Annotated in this window: 17 protein-coding genes and 1 tRNA gene; 9 read left to right on the forward strand and 9 right to left on the reverse strand. The window is 62.4% G+C overall.

The annotated features are described in order from the left end of the window. The first annotated feature begins 55 nt into the window (after window positions 1–55). Window positions 56–481, forward strand: a complete 426-nt coding sequence (locus ACN0YJ_RS08590) for a response regulator (protein ID WP_417477858.1) — start codon at window positions 56–58, stop codon at window positions 479–481. Window positions 482–554: 73 nt separating this feature from the next. Here ACN0YJ_RS08590 and phhA read toward each other — a convergent pair whose 3' ends face one another. The 3 genes from phhA to ACN0YJ_RS08605 form a co-directional block, all read right to left on the reverse strand. Further along, window positions 555–1,436, reverse strand: coding sequence for a phenylalanine 4-monooxygenase (gene phhA, locus ACN0YJ_RS08595; RefSeq protein WP_417477859.1), 882 nt, complete (start codon window positions 1,434–1,436; stop codon window positions 555–557). 156 nt (window positions 1,437–1,592) lie between these two features. Further along, window positions 1,593–2,855 (reverse strand): beta/gamma crystallin-related protein, encoded by a 1,263-nt coding sequence (locus ACN0YJ_RS08600; RefSeq protein WP_417495941.1) that lies wholly within the window; start codon window positions 2,853–2,855, stop codon window positions 1,593–1,595. Between the two features lie 139 nt (window positions 2,856–2,994). Beyond that, complete coding sequence (locus tag ACN0YJ_RS08605) at window positions 2,995–5,130, reverse strand: AsmA family protein (protein ID WP_417495942.1); 2,136 nt, start codon at window positions 5,128–5,130, stop codon at window positions 2,995–2,997. Between the two features lie 132 nt (window positions 5,131–5,262). Between ACN0YJ_RS08605 and ACN0YJ_RS08610 the strand changes: the two genes are divergently transcribed. Beyond that, window positions 5,263–6,057, forward strand: coding sequence for a M48 family metallopeptidase (locus ACN0YJ_RS08610; RefSeq protein ID WP_417477862.1), 795 nt, complete (start codon window positions 5,263–5,265; stop codon window positions 6,055–6,057). Between the two features lie 108 nt (window positions 6,058–6,165). After that, window positions 6,166–6,242 (forward strand) — tRNA-His (locus ACN0YJ_RS08615). A gap of 530 nt (window positions 6,243–6,772) precedes the next feature. Here ACN0YJ_RS08615 and ACN0YJ_RS08620 read toward each other — a convergent pair. Then, window positions 6,773–7,174 carry a DUF6491 family protein gene (locus ACN0YJ_RS08620; RefSeq protein WP_417488685.1) on the reverse strand — a complete coding sequence of 134 codons (402 nt, stop codon included), beginning with the start codon at window positions 7,172–7,174 and terminating at the stop codon, window positions 6,773–6,775. Between the two features lie 178 nt (window positions 7,175–7,352). Here ACN0YJ_RS08620 and ACN0YJ_RS08625 point away from each other — a divergent pair, with 178 nt between their 5' ends. Then, window positions 7,353–8,153 (forward strand): hypothetical protein, encoded by an 801-nt coding sequence (locus ACN0YJ_RS08625; protein WP_417477864.1) that lies wholly within the window; start codon window positions 7,353–7,355, stop codon window positions 8,151–8,153. Between the two features lie 80 nt (window positions 8,154–8,233). After that, entirely contained in the window at window positions 8,234–9,370 is a 1,137-nt protein-coding gene (locus ACN0YJ_RS08630) for a DUF2336 domain-containing protein (protein WP_417495943.1), read from the forward strand. Here ACN0YJ_RS08630 and ACN0YJ_RS08635 read toward each other — a convergent pair. The 4 genes from ACN0YJ_RS08635 to ACN0YJ_RS08650 form a co-directional block, all read right to left on the reverse strand. Further along, window positions 9,346–9,870 carry an Hpt domain-containing protein gene (locus ACN0YJ_RS08635; protein ID WP_417495944.1) on the reverse strand — a complete coding sequence of 175 codons (525 nt, stop codon included), beginning with the start codon at window positions 9,868–9,870 and terminating at the stop codon, window positions 9,346–9,348. The genes ACN0YJ_RS08630 and ACN0YJ_RS08635 overlap by 25 nt on opposite strands. A 13-nt stretch (window positions 9,871–9,883) precedes the next feature. Further along, on the reverse strand, window positions 9,884–10,384 hold the full coding sequence (locus ACN0YJ_RS08640) for a response regulator (RefSeq protein ID WP_417495945.1): 501 nt from the start codon (window positions 10,382–10,384) through the stop codon (window positions 9,884–9,886). Window positions 10,385–10,468: 84 nt separating this feature from the next. Further along, window positions 10,469–11,233, reverse strand: a complete 765-nt coding sequence (locus tag ACN0YJ_RS08645; RefSeq protein ID WP_417477868.1) for an NAD kinase — start codon at window positions 11,231–11,233, stop codon at window positions 10,469–10,471. 28 nt (window positions 11,234–11,261) lie between these two features. After that, entirely contained in the window at window positions 11,262–12,560 is a 1,299-nt protein-coding gene (locus ACN0YJ_RS08650) for a DUF2336 domain-containing protein (protein ID WP_417495946.1), read from the reverse strand. Between ACN0YJ_RS08650 and egtB the strand changes: the two genes are divergently transcribed. The 3 genes from egtB (at window position 12,441) to ACN0YJ_RS08665 (ending at window position 15,284) form a co-directional block, all read left to right on the forward strand. Then, complete coding sequence (gene egtB, locus ACN0YJ_RS08655) at window positions 12,441–13,679, forward strand: ergothioneine biosynthesis protein EgtB (RefSeq protein ID WP_417495947.1); 1,239 nt, start codon at window positions 12,441–12,443, stop codon at window positions 13,677–13,679. The two genes, ACN0YJ_RS08650 and egtB, sit on opposite strands and share 120 nt — an antisense overlap. Before the next feature lie 73 nt (window positions 13,680–13,752). Next, window positions 13,753–14,520 carry a class II aldolase/adducin family protein gene (locus tag ACN0YJ_RS08660; RefSeq protein WP_417477871.1) on the forward strand — a complete coding sequence of 256 codons (768 nt, stop codon included), beginning with the start codon at window positions 13,753–13,755 and terminating at the stop codon, window positions 14,518–14,520. Between the two features lie 77 nt (window positions 14,521–14,597). Beyond that, window positions 14,598–15,284, forward strand: a complete 687-nt coding sequence (locus ACN0YJ_RS08665; RefSeq protein ID WP_417495948.1) for a hypothetical protein — start codon at window positions 14,598–14,600, stop codon at window positions 15,282–15,284. Here the strand turns inward: ACN0YJ_RS08665 and ACN0YJ_RS08670 are convergent. Then, window positions 15,281–15,784 (reverse strand): c-type cytochrome, encoded by a 504-nt coding sequence (locus ACN0YJ_RS08670; protein WP_417495949.1) that lies wholly within the window; start codon window positions 15,782–15,784, stop codon window positions 15,281–15,283. The genes ACN0YJ_RS08665 and ACN0YJ_RS08670 overlap by 4 nt on opposite strands. A gap of 206 nt (window positions 15,785–15,990) precedes the next feature. On the opposite strand from ACN0YJ_RS08670, the gene ACN0YJ_RS08675 reads away from it, so the two are divergent. Continuing rightward, window positions 15,991–16,833, forward strand: a complete 843-nt coding sequence (locus tag ACN0YJ_RS08675; RefSeq protein WP_417495950.1) for a sulfotransferase — start codon at window positions 15,991–15,993, stop codon at window positions 16,831–16,833. The last annotated feature ends 3 nt before the right edge of the window (window positions 16,834–16,836 follow it).

Consider the following 16,836-nt stretch of genomic DNA (forward strand, 5'->3'; position numbering starts at 1 on the left):
CCCGAATCAGGATCGTATCGCGGCGAACCACTCGCGGTTGTTATGGGGAGACGTTGTGAGCCAAGGCGTTCCAATCATTCTGATCGATGATGATCCGGACGAGCACTTCCTGTTCAGGACAGATCTCGAGGATGCCGGGTTTGACCTGGATTTTGAGAGCTTCACCCATCCCGAAGAGGCCCTGGCCCATCTATATCGCCGGGCCGGCGGCCCGGTCCTCGTCCTGACCGATATGGGATTGGCCGGAGACGATCCCATCGAGTTTATCAAATTGGCGAGTAAAGTCCTGCATGGCGGCGCCATCGGTGCATTTTCGGGCGCCCTCAATCCAGACAAGGAAGCGCGGTGCCGCGAGGCCGGGTCCAGCTTCTATATCGTCAAACCGATCTCGGGCGAGAAGCTCGAAGCGGCCCTTGCGAATACGCAGGCGATGGGCATTGAAGTCCAGGCCAATGGGCGCCGGCGTCTGGTCTGCCGCTAGGTCGTTTCAGGCGGTCGCCCGCTTCAAGAGCGCCTGAAACCAAGCCTGCCGGGTTTGAACGGCTGATGGCGCGTCAGAGTGCTGCGGCCTGTTTCAGCAGGCCGCCGGCCAGGGCATATTCCTGGCTGCCCTCGCTATACACCTTGTCACCCTGGATAATCTGGGATGGCTTGAGATCGGGTTGGCCGCGCAAGCGCTGATAGATCGACTCAAAGTCCTGATAGGTCGCTTCCATCAATTCTTCAAAACTGTCGATCACGAAATAGCTCTGCTGAAAGTCATCATAGCGGTAATCGGTCCGCATGATCCGCTCGATATCGAAATGCACACGGTTGGGTGAGCGCGCTTCGAGGCTGAAGATCGACTCGGCACGCGAGGAGACGATGCCGGCCCCGTAAATCCGCCGGCCTTCGGGCGTGTTGATCAGGCCGAATTCGACCGTGTACCAGTAGAGGCGGGTGATTTGCTCGATGGCATCGAAGCCGATCGAACGCAGCCCGCCGCGTCCATAGGCGGCCATATAGTCAGCGAAAACCGGCAGGCTCAACAGCGGGACGTGACCGAAGACATCATGGAAAATGTCAGGCTCAGGCAGGTAATCCAGCTTTTCGCCATCGCGTATGAAACGCCCCGAGACGAAGCGGCGATTGGCGAGGTGTTCGAAGAATTCCTTTTCAGGGATCAGGCCGGGGACCGTGACAACGGTCCAGCCGGTCAGGGCTTCGAGCTTTTCATTGATGCGCCGGAAGTCGGGAATGCCGCCCTCATTGAGGTTGAGCAATTCCAGACCCTTGAAGAATTCCGGGACGGCACGGTCGCCGAGGATCTTCATCTGCCGCTCGTACAACGTGGTCCAGATCGCATGTTCCTCGGCCGAATAGCGGTCCCATTTCTGCTCGATCGTGAAATCCGCGGCCGGGGTTTGTTCGGCGACGACGGGGTCATTGACGGGCATGGCAGGCATCCTGTGCGAGGTTAGTTTCGTTTGTAACCAATATACGCCGCTTTGCTCCGGGACGAAACGGGTGATTGGGCGCTGCGCAGCTGCAGACGGCAGAACGCCGCCCCTGGTGGGGGCGGCGTTCCGGTTCAGTTACGAGCGTCTGCCGGATCAGTTGGTGCAGAGCAGGTCGACAATGGGCTCGCAACGTCCGGCCCGGCATTCCTGGTTCGCACCGATAAACCAGGTCCGGCTGCGGCTGTAGCGGTCCACCGAGAAATGGGCGGCCTGGCTATACCCGGCTGACCGGCAGACCCGGCGGGCGACTTCCGCGTCGCAGAAACGTCCACCTTCGCCAAGGCACCGGTCAACACCCATGCCATTGACTTCCGGGCGGGCGAAGAAGGCGGCGTCGACGCCGCGCACACCGCCGCGCACATTCATGCCGCGATCACCGCCGGGGCCAGGATAGCCGGAGCCACCGCCCGGTCCCGGATAGCCATTGCCGGGTTGGCCATAGGCGCCATCGACGCGGCGCAGAGACGAGATTGTATTGCGCAGGTAGTAGCGCGTCAGATCCTCGACACTGTCGCCTTCAAAATACTCGCAGCGGCCCCGGAAGTCGGAATGCTCGCAGGCCTGCCAGGTCTCGCCGCGGGCGACAGCCAGGCTGTCGGCACGGTCATTGAACCCGACCCGTTCGAGATTGGTTATGTCTTGCTGGATGTCGACGCGCTGGCCGGTGAAATCGGCACCGTCGAAGAGCCAGACACCACTGCGCGGCTGTGGGCCGTAATTTCCGCCAGGGCCACCGGGACGGGGACCACCGGGACTGCCGTTATAATCCGGCTCTACCGAACTGATCCGCCCCGCCAGGCCGCCGGGGATTGTGGGAAGATCGCCATTCACCTGCATGCAGGCCGCGCGGAAATTGGAGTCATCGCAGACGCGCCAGCTGCCGCGTCCGCTATAGCGGATCGACTGGGTGGCATCGTTGAAACCCAAACGGCTCAGATCGGACTGGGATTCGGTCACGACAATGGCGCGACCGGAAAAATTGGGTCCGGAATAAAGCGTCAGCGAATTGCCTCCGCCCGGGCGACCCGGATTGCCCCGGATTGGCGCGACCGGGCGTACACCGGTGTAGAGATTGTCGTAGCGTCCGAGATTGGCCTCGCTGCCCGTATAGGTGAAGCAGCCACCGGAATAATTGGAGTCGATGCACAATTCCCACTGACCCGACACGATCCGGAATGAGCTCGTGCGGTCATTGAAGCGCATCGCCGACAGATCGCTTGTCGCCCGATTGATTGTCAGGCTCTGGCCCTGGAAGTTGGGCTGGTCGAAGAGAATGATTTCCTGGGCGCTGGCCGCGCCCGTGGCGCCAGCGATCAGCAGAGCGGCGAGGGCCGTCAGTCGATAGCGTATCTTCATCGTTGATCTCCGTCAGGACAGGATGGTGAGTGTATCGTGACAAGCATGCTGCACGGAAGCTGAACTCAATAGCACAATCGCGTTCAGCGGGCATTCAGCCATTGGAACCCGGTGGCTTGGCACCGGGTTCCGCTCCTGATCAGCGATTGCCATTATCGTCCGTGGGGTCTTCATCGGACGCGGGATCGGGGGGCGGCGTGCTGCGTCCACGATTGAGCAGGCCGCGCAGGAGTTGTTGCGCCGGATCCTCGGCCTGGGGCTGGGCCTGTTCGGCGCCATCCGCCGGCTGTTCGGCGTCGGGTTCGCTGCTGCCACCCAGGCCCAACGCATTGAGCAGGGTGTTGCGGACGGCGTCCTCCGGCGACGTGGCCTCGCCGCTCGAGCCGCCCAGGGCGTTTCTCACGGCACCGGTGAGCAAGGCCTGCCCCACGGCCTCGGTGTCGACGCCGATGTTGATATTGTTGAAGTCGCCGCGAATTCTCACCGGTACGGTGATCCCCTGAAGGTCACGATCACCACCCTGACCCTGGATCGAGGCGACGGCGCGTGGCTGCAGGCGGTAGTCCACGCTCTGTTCAGGCAGGTTTACCCAGCCACTCCCCGTGATCCGCAGGAGCGGGCTGAGCAGCAGGAGATCGGAATTGCTGATGCGGCCGGCGCTGGCCGTGAATGTGCCGGTGAGGGCGCTGAAATCCGTCTCTGCGCTCTCGCCCGTCGCGGCGGGCGCTTCTGAATCGCTGGCTGAGCTATTGCCGGATACGAAGCTGGAAACATTGCGGATGGTCTGGGCAACGTTGAGGCCGGTGATCGCGCCATCGGAAAAACTGAACTGACCATTGCCGGCCAGGCTCTGCATGATGGCTGCCTGGCTCGCGCCCGAACTGGTGAAGGCCAGCTCCATGGCACCGGTGCCGCGCAGGCGTTCAAAACCCGCGACGGCGGTGAGGAAGGGTTCGGCGTCGAGCCCGGTCAGGTCCGCGCGCAGCGAGTAGGAAGGGGTGCGCGAGCGGCCATTGACGACGATGTCGGCCGTGCCGCGTCCCTGGTAGAGCGCGATCTGGGTGAGATTGGCTTCCAGCCGGCTATTGAGGACCCGCATGCGCAATTCGGTATCGCTGACGTCGATCTCACCGAATTTCAGCATCCCGACGCTGAGCCGCAGATCGGCATCGACCAGGCCGAGCCCGGCCAGATCAATCGGGGTCTCGCTCCAGGGGGCGATTTGCGCCGTGCTGGTGGCAGGCTCTGCAGCCGGCTCGGGCAGATAGGGGGTGATGTCGAGTGTTGTCAGATTCAACGCGCCGTCGAGACGTGGCCTGGCAGCTTCCAGATTGACGGTCAGGCGGCCGGAGCCGGCAATATCGTCGAGCCGGATGGCCTCTGCCGTCAGGGCGATATGCGCCGGGTCACCGGCGATGCGGCCGCTGGTGCTGAAGCGGCGCAGGCCGTCACCCGGTGGCATCTCGGTGCCGGCAAAGCGCGCCAGATTGCGAATCGAGGGCACGGTTGTGTTGAAGGCGCCATCGACAGACAGATCGGCGGACTCGCGGAAATTGCCGTCGAAATGCGCCGTGACCAGATTGCCACCGAGATCGAACAGAAGACCGGTCTCCCGGCCTTCGAAAAACCCTCTGAGCGAGGCGATGCGCGCGCTGAAGCTCATCCGCTCGTTATTGGCACTCAGGGCGCCGTCCAGCTGCATCGGACCGTCCAGGGATGGCAGGCCGATCGCGAGGTCGAGGCCGGTAATGTCATGGCTCTGGGTGCCATCGGAATAGCTTATTGTTCCGTTCTCGATGCGGACATCGCCGAAACTGGCTTCCAGCGGCAAGGCGCCGGGGCGGCGAAACCCGCCATCCGACGTGGTCGCAGCTGGCGGGGGGGCGCCCGCCGGGGCCAAGGTCCAGTTATTGCGCGCCCCGCGCTGTTGCAGCCGGATAACCGGGTCGATCAGCACGAATTCCGCAATCTCGATCCGGCGCGACAGGAGGGGCTCCAGCTTCACCGCGACCCGCATTTCACCCATTTCCGCAAAGGGCGCATCCCCGAAACCGTCCGCATTGGCGATCGAGACATTGCTGGCCCGGATCTCGATCCGTGGCAGCAGCCGCAGCTCCAGCGCGCCATCGAGCGCGACATCGCGATTCAGGGCCTCGCTGGCGGCGAGCCGAACGCGGTCCTGATAGAAGGAGGATGGCAGGACGAAGGGGATGATGATCGCTGCACCGATGATGAGCACGATCAGAACGAAGATGACTTGCAGCAGGCGTGTCATGGTAGCGGACTCCGGGCCGGTTACTTGCAGATGCCGCGCGATCACCATTTCCGCCGATTTCAGACGAGACGGAATGGCAGCGCTACGATAGTCTTACGGTTAATTGACGGAAAACCGAAGGGGGAGTTGAGGATGAGCAAGAGCAAACTAACAGAACTGATCCGTCGCCGCGAAATTTTGATGGGTCTGGCCGCCGGTACGATGCTTCCATTCATCGCAGGCTGTGCCGAAAACGCGGCCCTCGGGCGCAGCCAGCTAATGCTGGTCTCGGACTCGCAACTGGCGCAATTATCAGCCCAGGCATGGCGTGAAAGCCTGCAGCGCGAGCGTGTCTCACGCGATCCCGCCTATACCCGCCGGCTCGATCGTGTCGGGCAGCGGATCGTCAGTGCCTCCGGCCAGACCCACCTGGATTGGGAATTCGTCGTCTTTGACAGCGACACGGTGAATGCCTGGGTCCTGCCAAATGGCAAGGTCGGGTTTTACAAGGGCATTCTCGATCTGATGGAAACCGATGACCATGTCGCGACCGTGATGGGCCATGAGATCGGTCATATCGCCGGGCGTCACTCTGCCGAACGCGCCAGCCAGCAGATGGCCGCGCAAATCGGAATGAGCCTGGTCAGCACGGCGCTCACCAACAGTTCCGAGATTGCCTATAGCGACCAGCTCGGCGCAGCCCTTGGCATGGGCGTAAGCCTCGGGATTATCCTGCCTTATTCGCGCCAGCATGAGTTCGAGGCCGACCGCCTCGGCGTCGACTATATGGTGGCCGCCGGCTACGATCCCCGCCAGGCGATCGATTTCTGGATCGCGATGTCGACCACCCATCAGGGCGGCCAGCTCGAATTCGCTTCGACCCATCCGTCCGATGAGCATCGGATTGAGGCAATGCGGGCACATATGGCCGCGCGCGGTTATGTCTGAGCCCGGCTGAACTTGGCCTGTTAATGGCCTGATTGCATGGTTGCCACCGCACGATGGTGGCGCTAGTTTCCCGCGCCTCACGCCCTGTCCAACAGGTGCGTGCCCGGTGCCGCCTTAGCTCAGTTGGTTAGAGCGCTAGAATGTGGATCTAGAGGTCCCCCGTTCAATTCGGGGAGGCGGTACCATTTTCGACCACACAGCCTGCATTTGACCACATAGCCTGCATTTATCGGGTCGGCGCAGATGCCGCATCGCGCTCTGTTCGGCGGACTGAATCTCATCGGGAATCTCCGTCTGCGCAGGTGCTTCAAACGGTTACGCTCATAAATTCAATGAGATGGTATCGGCCAAGACCCGCCCCTGGGGCCAGTGGCGCGCAATCGGTCACGGCATGACCGGGGATGCGAGCATCGGAACACCCTCTGGGGTCATCTCCGGCTGGGGTCATCTCCGGCCCAAGGCCGTGCGCCCGATCCGGGGTCGACTGGACAGACACGCGGCCGCGCTGTGACGCGCGCCATGCGGGCGATGACGGAGAGGTCGAGTCTCAGCTCGTGGCTCGGCAGGCTTTTCCGATTGGCCCATGATGACGGGCCGAAACCGTAACCATTAATTGCCGCCGTGATCCCCGCCGCAGCCCATTTTGCCAGATTGGCGGGCGTGCGGTTGGGGGAGTGCCGGGATGCGGGCCCGGCCGGGCCTGGTCGCTTTCGCGCTACCGGATCGGCGTGGATGTGTCCGCGGTGGCGGCGGCTTCTTCCGCTGCGCGTTGCTCGATCAGTGCGCGCGCGGCGTCGACGCTCTCTACGGGCTCGATTGTGTCGATGGCACAGCGGCTACCCTCGCGCGTCGAAACATATTCGAGGAAGGGCGTGTAGAGCGTCGTCGTTGAAGGGAAGCTGAGGCTGACCTGGACGCCGTGACGCAAGCCCGCGCAGCGGCTGCGCATGGTGACAAGGTGGTGACGATTCGGGCCGCCATTGAGGACCAGGTGCTCGTTATCAATGACGCTGTAGCCAGAGATGTTGACGAGACGGATGCGCTCTGCAGCAGCCGGGGCGCTCAGCGCCATCAGGCCGGCTAGTGCGGCGGCGGCGGTAATCAGTGTTCGGTTCATCTTCGACTCCGCTATCTGTTGCCACGCGAGTAGACAGCATTTCTCCGCCGCCAACAAGCTGATCACCTTTAGCGTGTATTACCAGCACCAGCAAGCCCAATCATCGTTAACGCGCGGTTAGGCGTCGCGGCGCGATGCTTGTCCACGAATCGATTTAGCCAAATTGCGGAGGTCTGACGTGGTCAGCCCGATTGAAGTAAGCCAGCAGGAATCCACGACGCGCCTGATCCGTCAGGCTGCGCAGGAGACCGGTACCGATTTCAACTTTCTGCTGCGCACGGCCGCACGGGAAAGCAATTTCGACGCCGGCGCCCAGGCTTCGACCTCCAGTGCGGCGGGCATGTATCAGTTCATCGAGCAGACCTGGCTGGGCGTGATGCAGCGCCATGGCGCCGAGCACGGGCATGGCGATGCGGCGCAATCCATCACCCGGGACCAGAGCGGCCGCCTGGCTGTCTCCGACCCGGCCGAGCGGTCGCGGATCCTGGATCTCCGTTTCGATCCTGAAACGGCGGCGCGGATGGCTGGTGAACTGGCTTCGGAGAACGCCCAGGTCATCGAAACCCGGCTGGGGCGGCCAGCCTCGGGCGGTGAACTCTATGCCGCCCATTTTCTCGGTGCCCATGGCGCGGCAGGCCTGATTGCCGCCGCGGAACGTTCGCCCAGCGTCCCGGCCGATGAGCTTTTCCCCCAGGCTGCGCAGGCGAATCGGCCGATTTTCTACGACGGGTCGCGGCCGCGTTCGGCGAGTGAGGTTCTTGCCTCGCTGACCCGGGAGCGGCCGGTCGTCAGCCTGCCGGATACGGGGCCTGCCCAACCGGCTGCGCCCCGGGCTGGCTCGGGCGCGCCGGGCGGACTGTATGCCGGGCCCGTCAATCCGGGTAGCCAGCGCGTCGGTGATGGTGAGTTGTCCCCGGCCTTGCTGGAAATTCTCGCCTCACTGGATGCGCCGGCCGCAGGACGTGTGCGTGAAACGTAAATGGATCGGAGTGCCGACAAGCTTTCATTAAGCATGTCGGCGTTAAGCTTCATTAAGTTCTGAAAGAATTCGGGAAAACCATGACCGTCATTGCGCTGCGAAATCGCCTGACTGAAACCGATGTCCGCCGCCTGGTGCGGGGACAAACGGATGAAGAGCGAGCCTTGGCGGCACGCAAGATCTGCCATCGTATCGACGCTGCAACCCTGTCCGATGTTGAGCGCGCAGCGGCCCATGACATTCTTGACCTGATCGCGCGCGATGCGGCCGAGCTGGTTCGCCGGTCGCTTGCAGTGACGCTGCGCCAGTCGCCTAACCTACCCCACGACATTGCCGTTAAGCTCGCATCAGACGTCGACTCTGTTGCTGCTCCCGTGCTGCTATCCTGCCCTTCGCTGACCGATGAGGATCTGATCGAAGTCCTTCACGGGGCGAGTTCGGCGAAGTTTTGCGCCGTGGCCGCCCGCGACCAGGTTTCGGCGATTGTGGTGCACGAAATTCTCGACTCCAAGGATGAGGTCGCGGTGGGTCTCGCCGCCTCCAATGACGGTGCCGAGTTCGACGAGGCTGCCTATCAGCGGGCCTTTGCTGAATTCTGCGAGTGCCAGGCGGTGATGGACGCATTTGTCGCCCGGTCCCACCTGCCGCTCGATATCACCGAACGCCTCATTTCGCACATCAGTGACCAGGCGCTTGACCGTCTCGTCAAGAATCATGCCCTGCCGCCGCAGCTCGCGGTCGAGATCGCCGAGGGCGCGCGTGAGCGCGCGACGATCGACCTGGTGGACCAGGCGGGCCTGGCGCATGATCCGAAGCATTTCGTGCAGCAATTGCGGATGAATAGCCGGCTGACGCCGTCCCTGATCCTGCGGGCCCTGTTTCGCGGGCATGTCTCCTTCGTCGAGCATGCCTTTGCCGAATTGTCAGGATTGCCGCACGCCAAGGCCTGGCTGCTGGTTCATGATGCCGGGCCATTGGGCCTGCGCGCGATCTATGACCGGACCGGCATGCCGCCGCGTCTTTATCCGGCGATCCGGGCCGGCCTCGATGTCTATCATTCAACCGAGATGCCCCATGACGGCGAGAGCCGTGAACACTTCCGCCGCGTCCTGGCGGAGCGGGCCATTACGCGGTTCCAGGGGATTCCCGAGGAAGATCTGGATTACATGCTGCGGCGCTTCGCCGAGGATGCTCAGCCCCTGGCGGCGGCGGGCTGAGCTTCGTCCTTCCAGGGTGCCGCGAATTCTTCTGCCATGAGTGCAAGCTGATCAGCCAGTTCGGCGGCGACCGGATCGGAGCTGTCACGGATATTCTGCACCAGGGCCGCGCGGATCGCATTCACATGCGCCAGCACGAGGCCGATTGGAGCCACGGCGCGCTTCTCCGGCATGTCGATCATCTTGGTCATGGATGAGGCGATGCGGGTGATGATCGGGAAATCATAGGTCGAGCCGAGGCCGCGCAGATCGTGGGCACGGATGAAAAGCTCTTCACCTTCCGAGCCCTTCAGCCCTTCCTTGCGCGCAATACTGGCTGACTTCTCGAGCTTTTCGACCTCATCCTCGAGCCAGAGTGCGAAGTCCGATCGCATATCATTGAGCGCGTTGTCGGCCTTCTCGATGAGGTGCAGGTCGGCGGCACCAATCGGCCCACCGATCTTGATCTGCAGCATGTTGGGCGCGGCAATCATTTCGACATCAGGATTGATCTTGGCCATGCGTGAGATCCTCTTAGTGGGAAACGGTGAGCTGGGCGGCCGAATGAGACCGGTCAGACCGGTCGGCCTCCCGACGTTCGGGGCCAACATAGGAATCGGTTTCGACATAGCCCTGATCGCCGGTCAGCACGTCGCGCAGACAGCTGGCGAGGGCGGCAGCCGTAACGGGCTTGATCAGGAAGGCATTGACGCCGGCACGGCGAGCCTGGCGGATCTTGTCAGTGCCGTCATAGGCCGTCAGCATGATGACGGGCAGGCCGGGGCAGGGGCTGGACACCGGTGAGCGGATGCTGCTGACCAGGTCGATCCCGTCGCGCGGTTTCATTTTCCAGTCGGTGATGACCAGATCGATCGGCTGGGTCTTCAGGATATCAAGTGCCTGCGCCACTGAACCGGTCTCGACCACTTTTGCGCAGCCGAAGGCTTGCAGTGAGACCCGGAGGACGCCCCGCAATGCGGCATTGTCGTCCACGACCAGAATACGGGTCTGGGACAGGAGTGATTCGAGCGCCATTTTTATCGTCTCGCCGGTGCGGGTGCGAATTGAGTTACTTGCGTTGACTATAGGGCGGGGTGCTTAACACCCCCCTAAGCACAACTAACTTTCAAACTGTTCTGCCAGGATTCGCTCGGCCAGATCGCGTCCGCGGTCGAACAGGATGGTCAAGGTGACATCATTGGCCTCGACCACTTCAACCCAGCTCACTTCGCGGAATTCCTGGTTATCGGCAACGGCATGAACCGGGCGCAGGCGTGGTTCGCAAATCTCAAACCCGACCGTGGCGCTGTGCGGCAGGAGCGCGCCACGCCAGCGGCGCGGGCGGAAGGCGCTGATTGGCGTCAGCGCCAGGACTTTCGAATTCAATGGCAGGATTGGACCATGGGCCGACAGATTATAGGCGGTCGAGCCCGCCGGTGTGGCGACCAGGACGCCATCGGCCTGTAGCTCGCCCATCCGGGGCCGTCCGTCGATCTTGATGCGGATCTTGGCGGTCTGCCGCGTGCCGCGTAACAGCGAGACCTCATTGATCGCCAACGCCTGGAACGGGTGGCCATAGACATCTTCGCCGGAGGCCCGCAGCGGATGAAGCCGGGCGTGTTCGGCGTCACCCAGGCGAGCGAGCAGATCATCCTCGCGGAACTCATTCATCAAAAAGCCGACCGAGCCGAAATTCATGCCGTAGACGCTGGCGCCCGACTTCATGGCCGCATGAAGCGCATCAAGCATAAGCCCGTCGCCGCCGAGCGCGACGATGACTTCCGCCTCATTCAGATCGACATGACCGTATTGCTGCTCAAGCCGGGCTTTGGCGGCCTTGGCGTCGGGGCGGGGGCTGGCGAGAAAGGCGAGGGTAGGGGGCAAGGGGGCGTCCGTTATGACCGGCGCGTATTCAAGACCTGCTTCCCATCTGACGCAAGGTGTTGGCAGCTTTCTCCGGCCCGTACATGCGGAAGATATTGGCGGCCGCATTCATGGCCTCGCCCTCGAGCTGCTGGTGCATGCGGCCATCGCGTTGCAGCGCCCGGTGAATGATCGGGTAGTCAGTGCGATCGAGACCGCAAGCCTGGCAGGCCATTGCAGCCGCGCGCACCCCGCCCATGGCCAGCGCCACGCGCCATTGCGCCGGGGTCAAACCGCAAAGCCGGGCGACCGCGTGGTCAAATACCGCGGCCTTGCCGGCGCGCAAGGCCGTCAACGCGTACTTCCCGGTCAGCGCACCGGATTTCTCGGCCGCGTTGATGGCCCGGATGGCTTCGTCGTCAACGCCGGCAGAGGTCGCGCTCAAGGCCGCCTTGACGGCGAGGCCTTCGACATAATCCTTGTCGAGGCCGAAGCGCCGGTACAAATCCTCACGCCAGTTTTCCGGCAACATGATGCAGAGCTGTGTCGCATATTCGGCCGAGAGATCGTGCCGGCGGGCCAGCGCCTCGCGCAGCTTCATATGGTCCTTGGCGACGTTCAGGCAGATGTCGAGCGATGATTCGCTGATCTGTGCGGTGCAATTATTGGCCAAGGCCCGGAGAATGACGGCCTCGCCTGGCTTGACCAGAACATCGGTTACCGCGAGGCCGAGATTCGGCCGGCTCGCGAGGTGGCGCCGGTGGTCCACTGAGCCGGTTTCGGCCAGGCTGATCATGTCTTGCTGGGTGAGCCGCGGGCTTTTGCGAATGACCACGCAGGCGGTCTCGATTTCGTCGAAGGCAAAATGCCGGATCGCGGAATGCGGCGCCCATTCCGATGTCGCCAGTTTTTCCACCATGGCGAGTTTGGTTGGCGCGTCGATCGCGCCCGATAGCGTGATCAACAACTCGCCCACCACAGGTTCCGCGGAGGGCGCCAGCGGTTGCGCCAGACACATATCCGTGACGCCCATCGCAAGCTGCTGACGCTTGGTGGGGTCTCGCAATTGTGCGAGTTGGGCTATAGCTTGCGCAGAGTTGCTGACCATGGACCTGGCATGAGTTTGCTTGTTCTTGTGTAGCATTAAGGCTGATCGGCCTTGAAAACTTGTTAATGAGGCTGAACCGGGAGGCAACTGACAGTGAAGGACGTGTCCGAACCAATACTCTTGGTTGAATATTCGCGCATTAGAGCGAACACACAAGCAATGGTAGAGCGTCTCGACTGTGAGGACATGGTGATCCAGACCATGCCCGATGTCAGTCCGACCAAGTGGCACCTCGCCCATACCAGCTGGTTCTGGGAGACATTCCTGCTTCTGGAAGTGCTCGACGGATATCGCGAATATAGTTGCGAATATAATTATTTATTCAATTCTTACTATGACACGATCGGGGCGCGTCACCCGCGCCATCAGCGCGGCTTCCTGTCCCGGCCGGGGCTGGCAGACGTGCTGGGCTACCGCCGGCATGTCGATGACGCAATGACGCGCCTGCTCACGACCCTTGAAGGCGAGGCGCTGGAGCGGCTCGAACCCCTGGTGCGCCTGGGACTGGCGCATGAAGAACAGCACCAGGAGCTCATCCTCACCGACATCAAGCATGTGCTGTCGCACAATCCGTTTGCGCCAGCAGCGTTTCCGGACACCGGACCGGGCGCGGCGAGCGATGATAGCGGTGCGTCCTGGGTCGGGTTTGATGGCGGGCTGTTCGAATTCGGTGTCGAGGGCTTGCCCTTCCAGTTCGACAATGAAGGCCCGCGCCACGAAGCCCTTCTGACCCCTTTCGCCCTGGCGGACCGGCCGGTGACGAATGCGGAATATGCGGCCTTTATCCGCGATGGTGGGTATCGCACACCGTCGCTGTGGTTGTCCGATGGCTGGGCGCGCCTGAATGCCGAAGGCTGGCAGGCACCGCTCTACTGGCGTGAGGACGACGGGGCGTGGCGCGAATTCACCCTGCATGGCGAAGTGACGCCGCGGCCCGATGCGCCGGTCGTGCATCTCGGCTTCTATGAAGCGGCCGCCTATGCCGAGTGGGCCGGCGCCCGCCTGCCCGGGGAGCGCGAATGGGAACACGCCGCACGGCGCTCTGCTGGCCCGGACGGGCGTTTTGCAGTCCCGGGCCAGTCGGCCCATCCCGATGTCTGCGGTCCGGGCATTGGCCTGCGCCAGATGTTTGGCGGCGTCTGGGAATGGACCCGGTCCGACTATGCGCCCTATCCGCGCTACCGGCCCGCCCCCGGTGCCGTTGGCGAGTACAATGGCAAATTCATGAGCGGCCAATATGTGCTCCGCGGTGGATCCTGCGCCACATCGAAAGGGCATATCCGCCCGACCTACCGGAATTTCTTCCCGCCGCAGGCGCGCTGGCAGTTTTCAGGCCTGCGGCTGGCAAAGGACATTTGACCGAACCCGCCCGGCATCGGATGATTGCCCTCACAAAACATAAAACGACAACACCTTGCGGGAGGTAACGAGCATGGACGATCAAACGACAATGTCGGTTCAGGACCAGGTTTCGGCCGAAGAATGGAAAGCGCGCTGTGACCTGGCGGCGCTGTATCGCCTGGTGCGTATGCATGGATGGGATGACCTTTTCTTCACCCATATCTCGATGCGCGTGCCCGGCCCGGAAGAGCATTTCCTGCTCAATCCCTTCGGTCTTCTCTATGAGGATGTGACGGCGTCCAATCTGGTCAAGGTTGACCTGGACGGGAATGTGCTTCCACCATCGCGCTATGGCATCAATCCGGCCGGCTTCACCATTCATTCCGCCATTCACGCGGCGCGAGAGGATGTGCATGTGGCGTTGCACCTGCATTCCGATGCCGGCGTTGCGGTGGCAGCCCAGAAGGGCGGTCTGAGGCCGATTTCGCAGCTTGCCATGAATGTTTACAATGACGTCGCCTATCATGGCTATGAAGGCATTGCCCTGGAAGCCGACGAAAAAGAGCGGCTTGTCGCCGATCTGGGCAGCAAGAATTTGATGATCCTGTCGAGCCACGGCACTTTGGCAGTTGGCGATCACCCGTTCAGCGCGTATATTCGCATCTACCTACTGGAGCGTGCGTGCCGCATCCAGGTGATGGCGCAAGCTGGCGGAGAGCTGATCGAATGGGATCAGAAGATGCAAGATCGCGTGTTTGGACAGTCCTCGGAGATCGCCGGCAACGAGTTCTTCAAGGAAATTGCCTGGGCGGCCCTGCTCGACCGGGTCCGCCGGGAAAGCCCTGGCTTCGACGCCTGATCCTGGCGCTGGCGCTGCTCGCGGCCACGTCCCCCGCTGCGGCCGGGGCGTGGCCGCAGCCGCGCGGCGAAGGATTGATGATTACGACGACATTGTTTGATCGCGCTGACCTGTCCTTCGACGGTGCGGGGGAGCGGCGCGATGACGGGTATTTCTACAAGGACGAGCTTGCCCTCTATCTCGAATACGGGCTGAGCGACCGATTGACCCTGGTTTCGCGGGCGGCCTGGCAGACCGTGGAACGCCGCAGGGGCCCCGATTTCGACAGTGCCCAGGGCTTTGCGGCCACCGAGATCGGTCTGCGCGGCGCGCTCTATTCCGACGCGCGGCAGGTGGTTTCGCTGCAGGCGATGGTGATGCTGCCTGGTGAGGGCGAGAATATCTCCAATCAACCCCTGGGCGATGGCGGCAATGCCTGGGAGGTGCGAACGCTTTGGGGCGCGGCTCTCGCCGATGACTTGTTTGCCGACGCCCAGCTTGCCTACCGCCAGCGTGACGGTGTGTATTCAGATGAGGCGCGGTTTGACCTCACCCTGGGCTGGCAGCCGGCGCGCCGCTGGCATGTCCTGGCACAATCGTTTTCCGTCTGGAGTCTGGATTCGGCCCGGCCCGGGGTGCCCGAATTCGAGCAACACAAATTACAGTTTTCGGTTGGCCGCGAAATCGGGGCGGTCGAATGGCATATGGGTGCGACCATGACCCCGTCTGGACGCAATACGATCGAGGAGCGGGCGGTCTTCGTCTCGGTCTGGCGCCGTTTCTAGTCGCCCTGGGCGGTCGTCGCGGCCATATAGGCAATCACGTCCCGGCGATCCTCGGCATTGCGCAGCCCGACAAAGCTCATCCGGTTGCCCGGCACGAGTTCCCGCGGATTTTCGATCCAGGCGTCGAGCGTCTCCAGGTCCCAGATCAGCCCCGACTCGCGCAGGGCACGAGAATAACTGAAGCCCGCCGCACTGGCCGCCGGATGGTCGATCACATCATGTAGATTGGGTCCGACCGTATGCCGTCCGCCCTCATTGAGCGTGTGACAGGACTGGCAACGGCGAAACTGGCGTTGCCCGTTGGCGAGGTCGGCACCGGATGTGGTGAGGGCGACGTCTTGCACGCTCGGACCAGTGTCCGGCGCAGGACGATCCGCGCTGCCCGGAGCGCTCACCGACTGGGCCGCAGCGGACGTGCTGGCTGGAGCGGCCGGGCCGGCATCATCGCTGCAAGCCGACAGGGCGAGCGCGGCGAGGACGGGCAACAGAATTCGGGACATATTTCTTCTCCGCTTGCGGCGTGAGTATCCGGTATAGTGCGACCGCGAGGCAATGCCATGTGGCAGCATGCCGCTCTCGGCCGCCTGCCAGGTTTGGCAGACGGAGATGCAATTTACCTTGCAGTGGAGCAGGATTTGGAGTTCCACATCGCCGATCAGGGACAATCGGTCCCTGGCGGGCTGGATGGGTCGATCAAGAGGGTCGCATGAATCGCGTTGACGAGCTCAAGGCTGTGATGATGTGTGGCGCCGGGCATTCCGGATCGACGCTGCTGGGCATGATCCTGGGCAGCCACTCACAGGCCTTCTACGCCGGTGAGGGCGCCAAGGTACGCAATCTCGGTGATGAGAGGAAGCCGCTGCGCAAGCGGGTTTGCAAGATTTGCGGCGAAGGCTGCGAGGTCTGGGCCGGGTTTCGCTGGGATCGCGACCGCCCGCTTTATGAACAGATTGCCGCCCACGTTCATCGCCCAGTCATCATCGATTCGACAAAAGACGAGGCTTGGATCGAAGCGCGTGCCGCCGAGATGAACCAGGCTGGAGGGCGGGCCTTTCTGCTTTTTCTGACCCGCGATGGCCGGGCCGTTGTCAATTCGCGGATCCGCAAATACCCCGATCGCGGTGCCGAGGCGCAGATCCTGCAATGGATGGGAAAAATGGAGTTGAGCAAGGCCTTGTTCGACCGGTTTGAGGGGCCCAAATTGCAGATCAGCTACGAAAATCTGTCGACCCGGACCGAGCACGAGGTGCGCCGGGTGTGCGAGATGATGCAGATCGAATTCGAGCCGGCCATGCTGCGTTTCGCCGAACAGTCGCACCATGTGCTGGGCGGTAATAGCGGCACCCAGTTCATCGCTGCGAAAACGCGGTTTGACGATCCCGACGAGGCTTTCGTCAGCCTGACGGACCGTACCAGTGCCTATTACGAGAATCATTCCGGCGGGATTGAACTCGATTTGCGATGGAAGCAGGAGCTTGATCCTGCGCATCTGGCTTTGTTTGAAGATCTGGCCGGACCGTTGAACGCTCAGTTCAGTGTTGGAGCATAAGCA

It is taken from the genome of Maricaulis sp., assembly GCF_048270095.1.
Classification (GTDB): Bacteria; Pseudomonadota; Alphaproteobacteria; order Caulobacterales; family Maricaulaceae; genus Maricaulis.